The 16,060-nt window shown below is 63.8% G+C and carries 13 protein-coding genes and 1 tRNA gene; 10 read left to right on the plus strand and 4 right to left on the minus strand.

Annotated features, from left to right (window positions below):
• Positions 1–3: 3 nt before the first annotated feature.
• Genes gltB through DTX69_RS11290 form a run of 3 tightly spaced genes read right to left on the minus strand, consistent with a single transcriptional unit; the run spans position 4 to position 6,519 of the window.
• A complete protein-coding gene (gene gltB, locus DTX69_RS11280; protein ID WP_119301633.1) occupies positions 4–4,530 on the minus strand; it encodes a glutamate synthase large subunit in 4,527 nt (1,508 codons plus the stop codon).
• Positions 4,531–4,560: 30 nt separating this feature from the next.
• Positions 4,561–5,043, minus strand: coding sequence for a DUF2059 domain-containing protein (locus DTX69_RS11285; RefSeq protein ID WP_162917089.1), 483 nt, complete (start codon positions 5,041–5,043; stop codon positions 4,561–4,563).
• Positions 5,044–5,076: 33 nt separating this feature from the next.
• Positions 5,077–6,519: an NAD(P)-dependent oxidoreductase gene (locus DTX69_RS11290; protein WP_119301635.1), complete on the minus strand. Its 1,443-nt coding sequence runs from the start codon at positions 6,517–6,519 to the stop codon at positions 5,077–5,079.
• Between the two features lie 265 nt (positions 6,520–6,784).
• Between DTX69_RS11290 and DTX69_RS11295 the strand changes: the two genes are divergently transcribed.
• Complete coding sequence (locus tag DTX69_RS11295; protein ID WP_162917090.1) at positions 6,785–7,600, plus strand: undecaprenyl-diphosphate phosphatase; 816 nt, start codon at positions 6,785–6,787, stop codon at positions 7,598–7,600.
• Position 7,601: 1 nt separating this feature from the next.
• Here DTX69_RS11295 and DTX69_RS11300 read toward each other — a convergent pair whose 3' ends face one another.
• A complete protein-coding gene (locus tag DTX69_RS11300) occupies positions 7,602–8,540 on the minus strand; it encodes a complex I NDUFA9 subunit family protein (protein ID WP_119301637.1) in 939 nt (312 codons plus the stop codon).
• Between the two features lie 157 nt (positions 8,541–8,697).
• On the opposite strand from DTX69_RS11300, the gene DTX69_RS11305 reads away from it, so the two are divergent.
• From DTX69_RS11305 to ptsN, 9 genes are all read left to right on the plus strand, one after another.
• Positions 8,698–8,782 (plus strand) — tRNA-Leu (locus DTX69_RS11305).
• Positions 8,783–8,895: 113 nt separating this feature from the next.
• Positions 8,896–9,519 carry a ribonuclease D gene (locus DTX69_RS11310; protein WP_119301638.1) on the plus strand — a complete coding sequence of 208 codons (624 nt, stop codon included), beginning with the start codon at positions 8,896–8,898 and terminating at the stop codon, positions 9,517–9,519.
• A 204-nt stretch (positions 9,520–9,723) separates the two neighbouring features.
• On the plus strand, positions 9,724–10,725 hold the full coding sequence (locus DTX69_RS11315; protein WP_119301780.1) for a KpsF/GutQ family sugar-phosphate isomerase: 1,002 nt from the start codon (positions 9,724–9,726) through the stop codon (positions 10,723–10,725).
• An 18-nt stretch (positions 10,726–10,743) separates the two neighbouring features.
• Entirely contained in the window at positions 10,744–11,460 is a 717-nt protein-coding gene (lptC, locus tag DTX69_RS11320) for an LPS export ABC transporter periplasmic protein LptC (RefSeq protein WP_119301639.1), read from the plus strand.
• Positions 11,457–12,407, plus strand: a complete 951-nt coding sequence (locus tag DTX69_RS11325; RefSeq protein ID WP_119301640.1) for an LptA/OstA family protein — start codon at positions 11,457–11,459, stop codon at positions 12,405–12,407. The genes lptC and DTX69_RS11325 overlap by 4 nt, the downstream gene beginning before the upstream one ends.
• Positions 12,404–13,228, plus strand: coding sequence for an LPS export ABC transporter ATP-binding protein (gene lptB, locus DTX69_RS11330; protein ID WP_162917091.1), 825 nt, complete (start codon positions 12,404–12,406; stop codon positions 13,226–13,228). Before DTX69_RS11325 ends, lptB begins: the two co-directional genes overlap by 4 nt.
• Positions 13,229–13,240: 12 nt before the next feature.
• Complete coding sequence (rpoN, locus tag DTX69_RS11335; RefSeq protein ID WP_119301642.1) at positions 13,241–14,761, plus strand: RNA polymerase factor sigma-54; 1,521 nt, start codon at positions 13,241–13,243, stop codon at positions 14,759–14,761.
• A gap of 163 nt (positions 14,762–14,924) precedes the next feature.
• Complete coding sequence (gene hpf / locus DTX69_RS11340) at positions 14,925–15,539, plus strand: ribosome hibernation-promoting factor, HPF/YfiA family (protein WP_119301643.1); 615 nt, start codon at positions 14,925–14,927, stop codon at positions 15,537–15,539.
• 22 nt (positions 15,540–15,561) lie between these two features.
• On the plus strand, positions 15,562–16,026 hold the full coding sequence (gene ptsN / locus DTX69_RS11345) for a PTS IIA-like nitrogen regulatory protein PtsN (protein WP_119301781.1): 465 nt from the start codon (positions 15,562–15,564) through the stop codon (positions 16,024–16,026).
• Positions 16,027–16,060 lie beyond the last annotated feature (34 nt).

The raw sequence follows: 16,060 nt of genomic DNA on the forward strand, positions 1-16,060 counted from the left end.
GCCTTACTCGGCGATGTTCGCGGCGCGGACATCGCTCAGCGGCTGGGTGAGCTTGTCCAGCATCTCCTTGGGGACGACCTGCCAGAACTTGTCGCGCTCCAGCATCCAGTCATTGAGCAGGCGGCGGGCGAAACGCGATTGCGTCTCCTCGGCGTAGCTCTCGATCAGGCCGCGCAGATGCTGCTCCCAATATTGGGACTCCAGCCGCTGCCACACCACCGATCCGCCATTGGCGAACAGCGGGAAGTCGCCGGCCTCGTCATAGACGAAGGCCATGCCGCCCGACATGCCGGCGCCGAAATTGTCGCCGACGCGTCCCAGGATCACGGCGGTACCGCCGGTCATGTATTCGCAGCCGTTGGACCCGCAGCCTTCCACCACCACATCGGCGCCGGAATTGCGCACCGCAAAGCGCTCACCCGCCTGGCCGGCCGCGAACAGCTTGCCGGCCGTGGCGCCATAGAGGACGGTGTTGCCGATGATGGTGTTGTCCTGGCTGGTGAGCTTGGAGGACGGCATCTGCCGCACCACGATCGTGCCGCCGGACAGCCCCTTGCCCACGTAGTCGTTGGCATCGCCGAACACTTCGAGCTTGACGCCCTGTACCGCGAAGGCGCCGAGCGACTGGCCGGCCGACCCGCGCAGGCGCACGGTCAGGTGATTGGGCTTCAGCCCGTTCATGCCGAAGCGCCTGGTGATGTGCGCGGAGAGGCGCGTGCCGATGGCGCGATAGGTGTTGCGGATGTTGTACTGCAACTGCATCTTCTCGCCCGCCTCGAACAGCGGCCGGCAGTCCTCCACCATCCTGGCGTCGAGCGTGTCGGGCACTTCGTTGCGGCCTTCCAGCGTGCAATAGCGCGCCTGATCGCCCGGGTCCGCCTGCGACAGCAGCGGATTGAGGTCGAGGTCATCGAGGTCCGCCGCGCCGCGGCTCACCTGCTCCAGCAGCTCGGTGCGGCCGATCACCTCGTTCAGCGTGCGATAGCCGAGCGAGGCCAGCACCTCGCGCACCTCCTCCGCGATGAAGCTGAAGAGGTTGACCACCTTCTCCGGCGTGCCGGTGAACTTCTCGCGCAGCTTCGGATCCTGCGTGCAGACGCCGACCGGGCAGGTGTTGGAGTGGCACTGCCGCACCATGATGCAACCCATGGAGACCAGCGAGGCCGTTCCGATGCCGAACTCCTCGGCGCCCAGAATCGCGGCGACCACCACGTCGCGACCGGTCTTGATGCCGCCGTCAGTACGCAGCCGCACGCGATGGCGCAGGCGGTTGAGCGTCAGTACCTGGTGCGCTTCCGAAAGGCCCATCTCCCACGGCACGCCGGCATACTTGATCGAGGTGTGGGGCGAGGCGCCGGTCCCGCCGACATGGCCGGAGATCAGGATCACGTCCGCTTTCGCCTTGGCGACTCCGGCCGCAATGGTGCCGATGCCGGAACGCGCCACCAATTTCACGCACACCTTGGCAGTCGGGTTGATCTGCTTCAGGTCGTAGATGAGCTGCGCCAGATCCTCGATAGAGTAGATGTCGTGATGCGGCGGCGGCGAGATCAGCGAGACGCCCGGCGTCGCATGGCGCAGCTGCGCGATCTCGACCGACACCTTGAAGCCGGGCAGCTGCCCGCCCTCGCCGGGCTTGGCGCCCTGCGCGACCTTGATCTCGATCTCGCGGCAGTTAGCGAGGTACTCGGCGGTGACGCCGAAGCGGCCGGAGGCGATCTGCTTGATGGCGGAATTCTCGTTGTCGCCGTTCGCCTTTGGCTTGAAACGTGCCGGGTCCTCGCCGCCTTCACCCGAATCCGACTTGGCGCCAATCCGGTTCATGGCGATGTTGAGCGTGCCATGGGCCTCGCGCGACAGGGCGCCCAGAGACATGCCGGGCGTCACGAAGCGCTTGCGGATCTCGGTGATGCTTTCCACCTCGTCAACCGGAATGCTCTGGCCGGTCGGCACGAAATCCAGCAAGTCGCGAATCGCGACCGGCGGCGCCTTGGCCACCATTTCGCTGTAGCGCTTGTAGGCTTGGTAGGATTCGCTGGCCACCGCCGATTGCAGCGTGTGGATCGCCTCGGCGGCCCAGGCATGAGTCTCACCGCCCTTGCGGTACTTGTAGAAGCCGCCGATCGGCAGCGCGATCGCATCCGGGTTCCAGGCACGCGCATGCAGGGCCGTCACGCGCCGCTGGATGCCGACCATGCCGATGCCGGAAATGCGCGAGGGCATGTGCGGGAAGTATTCGGCGACCAGCGTGCGCGAAAGGCCGAGAGCCTCGAAATTCGCGCCGCCGCGATAGGACGACACGACCGCAATGCCCATCTTGCTCATCACCTTGAGCAGACCCTCATCGACTGCCTTGCGATAGCGGTCGAGGCACTCGTCGAGGCTGAGCTTGCCGAACAGGCCGCGGGCCTGCCGATCGGCGATCGACGCCTCCGCCACATAGGCGTTGACCGTGGTCGCGCCGACGCCCACCAGCACCGCGAAATGGTGCACGTCCAGGCACTCGCCGGAGCGCACGTTGAGCGAGGTGAAGGTGCGCAATTGCTGGCGCAGCAGATGCACATGCACCGCGCCGGTTGCCAGGATCATCGGGATGGCCGCCCGATCGGGCCCGGTACGCTCATCCGACAGGACTACGTGCGTGGCGCCGCCGCGCACCGCGTCTTCCGCCTGCCGGCGGATGGTTTGGATGGCATCGCGCAACGCCGATTCGCCGGCCTTGGGATCGAAGGTGCAGTCGATCGCCGCCACGCTCTGTCCCATGTAGGCACGCATGGCCTGGAACTCAGCGGTCAGCAGCACCGGCGAGTCGAGCTGCAGCAGGCGGCACTGGCCCTCATCCTCGTCCATCACGTTGCCGAGATTGCCGAGACGGGTCTTCAGGCTCATCACCCGCTGCTCGCGCAGCGAATCGATCGGCGGGTTGGTGACCTGGCTGAAATTCTGCCGGAAGAAATGATGCAAGCCGCGATATTGCTCCGACAGGATCGCGAGCGGGGTATCGTCGCCCATGGAGACGACGGCCTCCTTCGCATCCTCCACCATCGGCTGGAGCACCAGCTCCAGATCTTCCATGGAGAGACCGGCCGCGACTTGGCGACGGCGCAACGCCTCCTTGTCGAACCGCGCTGGCTCGCCGCGTGTCTTCTTCAAGAGATCGTCGATGACGGTGATGTTCTTCACCCAGTCGCCGAATTCCGCGCTGTCGGCGAGCTTGTCCATGATCTCGCGGTGGCCGTAGAAACGCCCCTCGCCGAGATCGACCGCGATCATCTGGCCGGGGCCCAGGCGCCCCTTGCGGCTGATGCGGTCCTCGGACAGTTTCACCATGCCGGTCTCGGAGCCCGCGACCAGCAGCCCGTCGCTTGTGATCGAGTAGCGCAGCGGGCGCAGACCGTTGCGATCGGTGAACGCGACGACCCAATTGCCGGCAAAGCCGCAGATCGCGGCCGGCCCATCCCACGGCTCCATCACCGAGTTGCAATAGGAGAACAGGTCCTTGTGCTTCTGCGGCATGGCGGCGCGGCCGTCCCACACATCGGGGACTAGCAGGCACTTCACCATCGGCAGCGTGCGCTCTTCCGTGGTCATGACCTCGAACACATTGTCGAGCGCCGCGGAATCGGATCCGCCTGGCTGGATGACCGGCTTCAGCTCCGCCATGCGATCGCCATAGATCGGCGAATACATGCGCGTCTCGTGCGCCTTCATCCAATTGACGTTACCTTTCAGCGTGTTGATCTCGCCATTGTGCGCAATCACGCGGAACGGCTGCGCCAGGTTCCAGGTCGGGAAGGTATTGGTCGAATAACGCTGGTGATAGATCGCGAAGTTCGAGACGAACCTTTCATCCAGAAGATCCGGATAGAATGCGGTCAGCTGCTCCGCCAGGAACATGCCCTTGTAGATGACCGAGCGGCAGGAGAGCGAGCAGATATAGAGCTCGCCGATGCCCTCTTCCGCGGCGGCGCGTTCGATGCGCCTGCGGATGACGTAGAGGTCGGTCTCGAAGATCTCCTCGCTCACGCCCTTCGAGTTGGCGATCATGATCTGCTCGATCTCGGGGCGCGTGGCATTGGCCTTCTCGCCGATGACGCCGATATTCACCGGCACCTGGCGCCAGCCATAGATCGTGTAACCGTAGTTCAGAATCTCGCGCTCGACGATGACGCGGCAGACCTCCTGCTTGCCCAGGTCGGTGCGCGGCAGGAAGATCATGCCGATGCCGAGCTTGCCGGGGCTGAGCTCCTGCCCGACCTTGCGCACGTAATCTTCGAAGAAGGCGTGCGGGATCTGCACATGGATGCCCGCACCGTCGCCGGTCTTGCCGTCGGCATCGACCGCACCGCGGTGCCACACCGCCTTCAGCGCCTCAATGCCCATCAGCACGATCTCGCGCCGCGGCTCGCCATCGATCGCCGCGATGAGGCCGACGCCGCAGGCATCGTGCTCCTCCGCCGGATCGTAGAGGCCGTTGGCGGCGAGACGGGTCCGTTCCGTTTGCCAGTCGCTGGTCGATCTATGAGTCATAGCCGTCATCCTGAAATCGAAGCATCCGCATCAAATGGGGACGTCGATGCCCTGCTCCTTCAGTTTGGGGGCGATGGTACGCAGCGCATTGATCGCGGCGCGCTGTCCAAAGGCTTGTCCGGCTTGATTGAGCTCGGTCAGCAGCGCCGGCTGCCGGTCGATGAATTTCTGCCCGGTGGGCGTCTTGTAGAAGGCGATCACGTCGGCCAGCTCTGCCGCCGTGAAGTTCCGCGCGTAGATCGCGGCAATGTCGTCGATCGCTTCCGGTACGGATTTGCGCATTTCCGGCAAGAGCAATTCTTCGAGCATCTTGCGAATGAGCGGCCCCTTGTCGGGATTGATTTGTTCGAGCATCTGCCCGACCTGTGGCGTCATCATCGTAAACACTTGATCGAGGGCTTGATCGGATTTGGTCAGGGCCATCAGTTCGCGACTGGCGGCCAGAGACTCTGGCGCGACCTCCTGGGCGGTGGCGTGAAATGAAGCCGTCGCGATGACCAGCGCCGCGGCCATGCTGCAAAGGATCCGTCGCATCTTTTGCGCTCCCTACTCCGCAGCCAACTTGGCGCGGGATTGCGTGACGTAGCCGTCGATCGCGGCCGCTGCGTCGCGGCCATCGCGGATCGCCCACACGACCAGCGAAGCGCCGCGCACGATGTCGCCGGCGGCGAATACGCCGGGCATGCTCGTCATCAGCGTGCGCCAATCGATCTTGACCGTGCCCCAGCCGGTGAGGGCGAGCTCGCGGCTGCCCGTCGCCACCGTTACATCTTCCGGATCGAAGCCGAGCGCCTTGATGACGAGATCAGCTTCGATGGTGAAGCTCGACCCTTCGATGACGCGCGGCGTCTGGCGTCCCGTGGCATCGGGCAGGCCGAGATGGATCCGATGACAGCGCACGCCGCTGACGCGATTGTCCGCAGTGCCGAGGAACGCCTCGGGTTGCGTCTGCCAGATGAACTGCACGCCCTCTTCTTCGGCATGCGCCACTTCCCGCTGCGAGCCGGGCATGTTGGCGCGGTCGCGGCGATAGACGCACTGGACGGAGGTGGCGCCCTGGCGCACGGCGGTACGCACGCAGTCCATCGCGGTGTCGCCGCCGCCGATCACAACCACGCGCTTGCCCTGTGCATTCAGCGCGCCAGACTCGAAGTCGGGCACGCGGTCTCCCAGGCCCATGCGGTTGCTGGTGGTGAGATACGAAAGCGCCGGTACGATGTTCTGCAGGCCGCTGCCAGGCCCCGCCATCTCACGCGCCTTGTAGACGCCGATCGCCAGCAGCACCGCGTCATGCCGGTCTTGCAGCTCGGCGAGCGTGACGTCGCGGCCCAGTTCGCAGTTCAGCTTGAATTCGATTCCGCCCTCGATCAGCTGCTCGGCGCGGCGCAGGACGATCGGCTTTTCCAGCTTGAAACCGGGAATGCCATAGATCATCAGACCGCCGACGCGGTCATAGCGGTCATAGACCGTCACCTGGTAGCCCTTGCGGCGCAGGAACTCGGCGGCAGCCAAGCCCGCCGGTCCGGCGCCTACGATGCCGATCGATTCCCCGCGTTCGCGCGCCGGCTTGATCGGTTTCACCCAGCCCATCTCGAACGCCGTGTCGGTGATGTAGCGCTCGATCGCGCCGATCGTGACCGTGCCGTGGCCGGATTGCTCGATCACGCAATTGCCTTCGCATAGGCGGTCCTGTGGGCAGATCCGTCCGCAGATCTCCGGGAAAGTATTCGTGGCGGAGGCGATCTCGTAGGCCTCCTCCAGCCGGCCCTCGGCGGTCAGCTTGAGCCAGTCGGGAATGTTGTTGTTGAGCGGGCAATGGACCTGACAAAAGGGCACGCCGCATTGCGAGCAGCGGCTGGCCTGGGCCTTCGCCGCGGGCGCGCGGAACCGCTCGAAGATCTCCTGGAAGTCGGCGCGCCGCAGCTCGGCCTCACGCTTGTCAGGCATGGCCTTGGCAAGATTAACGAATTTCAGCAGATGCTCAGCCATCCCGCGCCCCGTCCCAGTCCTGAATTTGGCGGAGGTTCCCAAAAACGCGGGGCAGATTAGGTCAAACCATGCGACCAATCCAGCAGATTCTGCTCTATATGGCAGTGTTAATGACATTTTTTACCCGAGCGCACCGACGAAAACCTGTCGAATATCATGAATGAAGCTAGAGTCGGATCAGATAGTACCATTTTGCGACTACTTGTTGCGTTTTTCGAAGGAATCCAACGTGCTATAAGCTCTTCCACATCCGGGGATCATCCGAGTGCCGAATATCGACATCCTGGTCCTGGCGATTCTCCAGGGCGCGACCGAATTCCTGCCAGTTGGTTCAAGCGGTCACCTGATCCTGGTGCCGCAACTTTATTGCTGGGGTTCGCAAGCTCCGGGGACGGAACTGGCGGCCTTATTGGGTGCCCTGCTCGCCGTGACGCTCTGCTTCGCCGGTGACCTGATCGGGATGCTGCAGGGCTTTCTCAAGGTGCTGCAGGGCAAGCGCGACGGCCGCGTGCGGCTGATCGGCCTGCTGCTGGTTGCGGCGATTCCCTACCTCGTGGTTGCCTTCCTGGTGGAGCGCTATGCGGGCGACGCGCTGCGCAGTCCGATGGTGATTGGCGACGCCCTGGTCATTTTCGGCCTTCTTCTCTATGGGGCGGACAAGTTCGGCCTCACCGTCCGGCGGGTGGAGCACATGACGTTCGGTCAGGCTCTGACGTTCGGCGTGCTGCAATGCTGCGCGGTCATTCCGGGCGCCAGCGCAACCGGCATCACCATGACAACGGGCCGTGTGCTCGGCTACGAGCGGCCGGATGCCGTGCGATTCGCCTTTTTGCTGTCGATCCCGATCCTTGTCGTCACGGCCGTCTATAAGGGATGGCTGGTGTTCCAGTCCGACAGCACGATCGACCTGCCGCAAGCCGGGCTGGCCTTCGGCCTCTCGGCAATAACCGGTCTGCTGGCCATCGCCTTCATAAGCTATTGGGTGCGCCGCTCCGGCTTTGTGCCGTTCGTGGTCTACCGCGTCGCGCTCGGCGTCTATCTGCTCTATCTGTTCTACTTGGCAGGCGGTCCAAGCTGCTGATTCACGGCCGGTGGTAGTAGCTGCGGGCGCGGTATCGATCGAGATAGGTGGGGATGATTGCTTCGACCGCGGTCGGCGCGATGCCGAGGTCGGTCAGGCCGGCTGAGCCGGCACTTGGCACGTTGTCGCGCTTTAAGAGGCGCACCTGGTCGACGGTCAATTGCGGATTGGGCAGGCATTGCATGGCCGCGCCCATCATGCTGGCGATCGGGAAGGGCAACGTCATCAGCAGGCGGCTGCGTCCAATCTCCCTCAACATCAGCCGCATCAGCTCGGCGAAGGTGTAGATCTTCGGCCCCGCCAACTCGTAGGTCTTGCCCACAGCATCCGGATTTTCGAGGACCTTCATCACGGCTTCGGCGACGTCGCCGACATAGACCGGCTGGAACCGCGTCTTGCCTCCGCCGACCAGCGGCAGGGCAGGCGACAGCATCGCCATCCGGGCGAAGCGGTTGAAGAAGCCGTCCTCCGGTCCGAAGACGATGGACGGGCGCAGGATGGTCGCGCTGGGGAAAGCCTGGCGCACAGCCGCTTCGCCTTCGGCCTTGGTGCGGGCGTAGGCGGAATCGGAATTCGGATCGGCGCCGATCGCCGAGATATGGACAAGAAGTCGCGCGCCAGCCTTGGCCGCTTCCTCCGCGATGAGGCGGGGACCTTCGGCCTGCACAGAATGGAACTTCTGCCGGCCGGCCTCGTGCAGGATCCCCACAAGATTGATCACCGCATCCGCGCCCCCGACGGCTCGCGCCACCGAGCCGCGGTCGCGGACATTGGCGGCGACAGGGGTGATCTGCCCGATGGCACCGGAGGTTTTCAGGAACAGCGCTTCGTCCGGGCGCCGAACGGCAGCGCGCACCAGCCAGCCTGCTTGGGCTAGGTTGCGCACCACATAGCGGCCGATGAAGCCCGACCCACCGAACACCGTCGCCAAGCGCTGCATGCATCCCTCATCCCGAGATCATTGATTTGGCTAGGTATGTGGCAACCAACCGCCGTTGTAAACGCCGCTCTCGGCTCTTAAATGCCGGTTGACTTTGAGCCGGTTCTGGACAGAATGCGCCGCGCCGCGCGACCCGCCGATCCGGCATGGTCGCTCAGCCCAGGTGGCGGAATTGGTAGACGCGCAGGTTTCAGGTACCTGTGGGGCAACCCGTGGAAGTTCGAGTCTTCTCCTGGGCACCATCTCATCAGCATTAGGCGTCCGATCGGCAGCCGATGGCCGACGCGCTTTGCCAAATGGCGCGAATGGCGGCAGGATGGCGCCGATGATCGAATCGACCGGTAAAGGACGCTGAATGACCATCGAGCTGTACCGCGGCGACCTGCCGGCGGATCTGAAGCTTGGCCCGGTGGTCGCGGTCGATACCGAGACCATGGGGCTCAATCCGGTGCGCGACCGTTTGTGCCTGGTCCAGCTGAGCCAGGGTGACGGGATCTGCCATCTGGTGCAGATCCCCAAGCCGGCGCCCGGCCAGCGTGTGAGCGCGCCTAATCTCAAGGCGCTGCTTGAGGATCGCACGACCCTGAAGTTGTTCCATTTCGCCCGCTTCGATCTGAGCGCGCTCAAGGTTAACCTCGATATCGATTGCGCGCCGGTCTATTGCACCAAGATCGCGGCCAAGCTGGTGCGCACCTTCACGGATCGCCACGGACTCAAGGATCTGTGCCGCGAGTTGCTGGGCATCGATCTGTCCAAGCAGCAGCAGAGCTCGGACTGGGGCGCCGAGACCTTGACCCCGGAGCAGCTGAAATATGCCGCTTCCGACGTCCTCTACCTTCATCAGCTGAGGGACAAGCTGGACCCGATCCTGGATCGGGAGGGTCGCCGGGCGCTGGCGGAACAGTGCTTCGGTTTCCTCCCGACGCGGGCTGCCTTGGATCGGCTGGGTTGGGACCAGCCCGATATTTTCGAGCATTGACCGAGGTCTGACGGAGAGTCTCGCCTCGAATTTCTCCATTTCTGCGCAAAGACTTGGCCGACCGGGAGGGAGGCTCATGGCGGGAGTTCGCTGGATTTGCCGGGCGCGCGGCGCTATGGTCCGGCCAGTCTTGATGGATTGCCGCCGTAAATTGAGGAGAGGGCATTGACGGCACGGGCAAGAGGCGAGGCGAGCGAGGCGCATCTGGCGTCCGCGGCCCGCGCGCGGACATCATCCACCGCCGCTGAGACGACGGCCGAAGGGCTGGCGGCGGCGCAGCGCGTCCTGACCCAGGAGGCCGATGCCCTGGTGCGGCTGGCGCGCGAACTGGATGAGCGGGTGCTGCGCGCGCTCGACATCCTGGCCGGCGTGACCGGGCGTGTGATCGTGACCGGCATGGGCAAGAGCGGCCATATCGCGCGCAAGATCGCAGCGACTTTTGCCTCGACCGGAACGCCCGCGCAATTCGTCCATCCCGCCGAAGCCAGCCATGGCGATCTCGGCATGGTGACCGCCGCCGACGCCGTGGTGGCGCTCTCTAATTCCGGCGAGACCTTCGAGCTGGCGGACATCGTCAGCCATACCCGCCGCTGGTCGATTCCGCTGATCGCAATCACCGGCAACGCGAATAGCAGCCTGAGCAACGCTGCCGATGTCGCGCTGTCGCTACCTAAGGTCGGCGAAGCTGGCACGATGGCGATCGCGCCCACCACCTCGACCACCATGATGCTGGCGCTGGGCGATGCGCTGGCGGTGGCGCTGCTGGAGCGGAAGGGGTTCTCGACGGAGGATTTCCGCGCCCTGCATCCGGGCGGCAAGCTGGGGCAGAAACTGCTGCGGGTTTCCGATCTCATGCATGTCGGCAAGGAATTGCCGCTGATCAGCGTTGAATCGGGGATGCAGGAAGCGATCCTGGAGATGACCACCAAGACCTATGGGTGTGTTGGAGCAATCGATGGCGACGGTGATCTCGTCGGCATCATCACCGACGGCGATCTGCGGCGGCATATGAATGTTGACCTCATGCACCGCACGGTCCGCGAGGTGATGACGGAACATCCCCGCACCATCCGCGCCGAAGCACTGGCGGCCGAGGCCGTGCACCTGATGAACGAGAAGTCGATCACGTCGTTGTTCGTGCTGGAAGACAGCAAGCCGGTCGGGATCGTGCGGCTGCACGACTGCCTCAGGGCTGGCGTTGCATGACGAAAGGCTGACGGGCTCATGGCAAACACCAGCGAAAACCTGCCAGGTCCTCCGGTCTCCACGCCGGACGCGGCACCGTCCGGCATGCGCAAGATCGCGCCGCGGGCCGGCAAGCCGCAGGCGCGTCTCAAGGCTCGGCGCGGCCGATCGGTGCGCATGCTCAAGGTGGCGCTGCCTTTGATCGTGGCCGCGACCCTTGGCTATGTCGGCTATCTCTGGCTGGAATCGCGGGACAATATGGTTAACCCGGACCTGATCCAGCAGGTGCCCAAAGAAAATACCGAAAAGGCGGAAGTGACGGTCCAAGACGTCCAATATGACGGCAGGGATGACAAGGGCCGGCCGTTCAGCATCACCGCGACATCGGCTTCTCACGTCGACGGGGACGATCGCCACATTTCCCTGAAGAAGCCGCTGGCGGATATCGTTCTGTCCGGCGGCGCCTATGTGGCCTTGACGGCCAATGACGGCCTCCTCGATCGCGACGCCGACATCATGACCTTGATCGGCGACGTGACCCTGTTCCACGACAATGGCTTGTCGTTTCAGACCCATAGCGCCACCATCGACCTCAAGGCCAAGACCGCCGAAGGCGACGATGTCGTGGAAGGCCAGAACGGCGACGGCGAACTCATCTCGCAGGGGTTCCGCGTGCGCGACGATGGCGATACGATAGTGTTTACGGGCAAAGCTTACATGAAGATTTACCCCAAGCAGAAAGGCCAGGGCGGATGAGCCCGAACGGCGTCACTATCGATTCCACAGCGCCAGCTTCGCGCTGGAGTCTGGCGCGCCTCACCGGCGCGATCGCGGCGAGCTTGATCCTGGTCCTTGCGTCCTCGTCCTGGGCGCAGGAGACCGGCGGCGCGGCAAGCGACAGCGGGGGCGGCGGGTTCGGCTTCGACGACAACGACAAGGATCCGATCGAAATCTCCGCCGAGAACGGTATCGAATGGAAGCGCGATGCGCGCACCTATACGGCGCGCGGCAATGCCCTCGCCAAGCAAGGCGACACGTCGATCGCCGCCGATACCTTGGTCGCCTATCTCGACGAACAGGATGAGCTCGCGCGCTGGGAAGCGTTCGGCAACGTGAAGATCGTGACCGGTCAATCCACCTCCTACGGCGACTATGCGGAATATAAGGAAGCGCAGCGGCTCCTAGTCCTCACCGGCAAGAACCTGAAGGTGGTCACTGAGGAACAGAGGGTGACCGCGCGCGATCAGATCGAATATTGGCGTGACAAGGATGTGGTGGTGGCGAAGGGTAATGTGGTCATCGTGCGCCCCAAGAAGGACACCACCATCCATTCCGACGAGGCGACCGCTTTCTTCCGCGACAAGGCCGACGATCCTGCGACGCCGGAGAATGAGGCGGACGACGGCCAGGAAGTCTATCAGGTCGACGCCCGAGGCCATGTACGCGTGGACCGCAAGGATCAGACCGCCTTCTCCGACCGGCTCGCCTATAATCCCGAAACCGAGATTGCGATCCTGACCGGCAATGTCGTGATCCACAGCAAGGACAACGTCTATCGGGGCGGCCGGGCGGAGCTTGATCTCAAGAACGACGTCAGCCGTCTCCTGCCGGCGCAGGGCCAGCGCGTCTTCACCACGATCAAGCCGAAGGACAAGGACAACGGTTCGAACACCGGAACGCCATCGGCACCGGTGACACAATGATGGATACTGGCGACCAGCGCGAGGACCAGGTGAACGGCACGACCCATCCGGTTGGCCCCACCTTCGTCGTCAATGGCGCGGAGGTCGACCCCACCGGCATCGAAGGCTTGGTGGCCTATCACATCGGCAAGCAATATCGCCGCCGACCGGTGCTGCGCGACGTCACGATCGGCGTGCAACGCGGCGAGGCGGTCGGTTTGCTCGGTCCGAACGGCGCGGGCAAGACGACCTGCTTCTATATCATGACCGGCCTCACCAGTGCCGATGCCGGTGCCATCTATCTGGACGGCGAAGAGATCACCGACCTGCCGATGTATCTGCGCGCCCGCGGCGGCATCGCCTATCTGCCGCAGGAGAGCTCGATCTTCCGCGGCATGAGTGTCGCGGACAACGTCATGGCCGTCCTCGAAGTAACCGAGCCCGACAAGCGGGAGCGCGACCATCGCCTGAACCGTCTGCTGGCGGATTTCGCGGTCAGCCATCTGCGCAAGGTGCCGGCGACGGCCCTGTCAGGCGGCGAGCGGCGGCGGGTGGAGATCGCGCGCTGCCTGGCGGCCAAGCCGAACTACGTGCTGTTGGATGAACCGCTGGCGGGCATCGATCCGATTGCGGTCGCCGACATTCGTGACCTGGTTTCACACCTCAAGGATCGCGGGATCGGTGTGTTGATCACCGATCACAATGTCCGCGATACGCTTGACATCGTCGATCGAGCCTACGTCCTCAATGAGGGCGGCGTACTATCCGAAGGTACACCGGCCCAAATTGTGAATGACCCAGCGGTCCGACGCGTTTACCTTGGCGAAAGGTTCTCGCTCTAGCTTCGGGCCCAAATGGCCGTATCGCAACGTTTAGATCTGCGCCAAGCGCAGTCCCTCGTCATGACGCCGCAACTCCAGCAGGCGATCAAGCTGCTGGAGTTGTCGAATCAGGACCTGGCTGCCTATGTCGAAGATGAGCTGGAGCGCAACCCGCTGCTCGAGCGCGCGGATGATTCGGAGCGCGAAGCACCGTCCGAAGCCTCCGCCGACGGCGTCGATCCGGACCGCATGCTCGACACCAAGGAGTTCGGCGACCGCGAGCATCTGCCCGACGCTAAGGATTCTCCGATCGATGCCGATTACGACAACACTTATACCGGCAACAGCGCCGGCGAAGGCAGCGCCGATTTCGGCGAACCCTCGGGCCAGGCCAATTGGCGCGTGGGTGCTGGCCGTGGCGACTTCCCGGACGAGGACGGCGATTTCCAGGAGACGCTGACGCGCGACCTCACCCTGCGCGAGCATCTGGAGCAGCAGCTCGGGATCGAGGTCGCCGATCCGACCGAGCGGCTGATCGGCTTGCAGGTCATCGATCTGATCGACGATGCGGGCTATGTGCAGGGCGATCTCATCGCGCTGGCGGAGCGCCTCGGCTGCTCGCTCGAATTGGTGGAATGCGTGCTCAAGAAGATACAGCAGTTCGACCCGGTCGGAGTTGCGGCGCGCAATCTCGCCGAATGCCTGGCGCTGCAATTGAAGGAACGCGACCGGCTCGATCCGGCCATGCAGGCACTGCTTGATCACCTCGATCTCCTCGCCAAACACGATCGCGCGCAACTCATGAAGGTGTGCGGCGTCGACGCTGAAGATCTTGCCGATATGGCGGCGGAGATTCGCTCCCTCAATCCGCGGCCAGGCTACGCTTTCGATCGGACCGAGGTGCAGGCGATCCAGCCCGACATCATGGTCTATCGCCTGCCGGACGGATCGTGGTCGGTGGAGCTCAACAGCGACAATCTTCCGCGCCTGCTGGTGAACCAGCAATATCATGCGCGCGTCACCGGGAAGGCGCAGAGCAAGGCTGACAAGGAGTATCTCGCCGATCGACTCTCCGCCGCCAACTGGCTGGTGAAGACGCTGCATCAGCGCGCCACCACCATCCTCAAGGTCGCGACCGAAATCGTCCGTCAGCAGGAAATGTTCTTCCTGCACGGCGTCAAGCACTTGAAGCCGCTGATCCGCCGCAACATTGCAGACGAGATCGGCATGCATGAAAGTACGGTGAGCCGTGTCGCCGCCAACAAGTTCATGGCAACGCCGCGCGGCCTATTCGAGCTGCGCTACTTCTTCTCGGCCGCGATTCAGGCCGCGGACGGCGCCGACAGTCACTCGGCCGAGGCGGTGCGCTCGCGCATCAAGGAACTGATCGACAAGGAGCCCATCGAGGCCGTCCTGTCAGACGACCGGCTGGTCGCCGTGCTCAAGAATGAGGGCGTGGATATCGCGCGCCGGACTGTCGCTAAATATCGGGAATCATTAAGAATTCCATCATCTGTCCAGCGCCGTCGCGAGAAGTCCTTGCGTTCGGCTTGAGGCGCGCTACATCATGCCCCCAGGATCGATGGGGAGGCTGCCCTTGACTTGAGAGGGGGCGGTACATATGGTCCCGGCCCGCCGTCGGACGGGCACGAAGGTACAAGGCCGAATGGCCACCTTAACAGCTATCGGCATCACACCCGTCTGTTGGACAAAGATCATGAATCTGACAGTCAAAGGTAAGAATATCGACGTCGGTGAAGCGCTGCGGACCCATGTCGCGCAGGCGCTTGACCATGGCATCGCGAAGTACTTCGGCAATCCGATCGAGGCGACGGTCACCTTCTCGAAACAGTCGCATTTGTTCAGTGCCGACATCTCCGTCCATATCGGCCGCGGCATCCTGGTCCAGGCGGAGGCCTCGGCTGATCAGGCCTATGCCGCTTTTGATCTGGCGATGGATCATCTGACCAAACGCATGCGGCGCTATAAGCGCCGGCTACGCGACCACCACCGCGCAGAGACGCAAAGCTTCCGCGCCGCGCAGTACATTCTTGCGCCGGAGCCGGAGGAGGAGAGCGAACCCGCCGTCGCCCACGGCAGCGAGGCGCCCGCCGTCATCGCCGAGATGCACACCGAGATCCCGACCTTGACGGTCGGTGAAGCAGTGATGCGACTCGATCTGTCGGATTTGAAGGCCATGATGTTCACCAATCGGGCACATGGCGGATTGAACATGGTGTATCGCCGCAATGACGGCAATATCGGCTGGGTCGATCCGCGCCTTGGGACGGCGCGGCCGGCCAACTCCGGCAGTGAACGGGCTGCAGGCTGAATCGGGACCCAAGGACACATTCATGGAAATTGAAGACCTCATAACGCCGGCGCGGGTCATGCCGCGCCTGAAGGCGACCAGCAAGAAGCATGTCCTGCAGGAACTGGCGAAACGTGCGGCCGAACTAACCGGGCTGCATGAACGCGCCGTCTTTGATGTGTTGCTGGAGCGGGAGCGGCTGGGGACCACGGGCGTCGGCAATGGCATCGCGATTCCCCACGGCAAGCTGCCGGAGATCAAGGAACTGTTCGGCCTGTTCGCGCGCCTGGATGAGCCCGTCGATTTCGACGCCATCGACGAGCAGCCGGTGGATCTGGTGTTCCTGCTCCTGGCGCCGGAGGGTGCGGGCGCCGACCACCTGAAGGCGCTGGCGCGCGTCAGCCGCCTGCTGCGCGACAAGTCCGTGTGCGAAAAGCTGCGCGGCGCCGATCAGACCGATGCGATCTATGCGCTGCTGACGGACACGGCGAAAAGCCACGCCGCTTAGAGCGTCTTCCGCCGAGCCGGCGGGGCTGCCGGTC

The organism is Dongia deserti (genome assembly GCF_003574735.1).
Taxonomy (GTDB): domain Bacteria; phylum Pseudomonadota; class Alphaproteobacteria; order Dongiales; family Dongiaceae; genus Dongia_A; species Dongia_A deserti.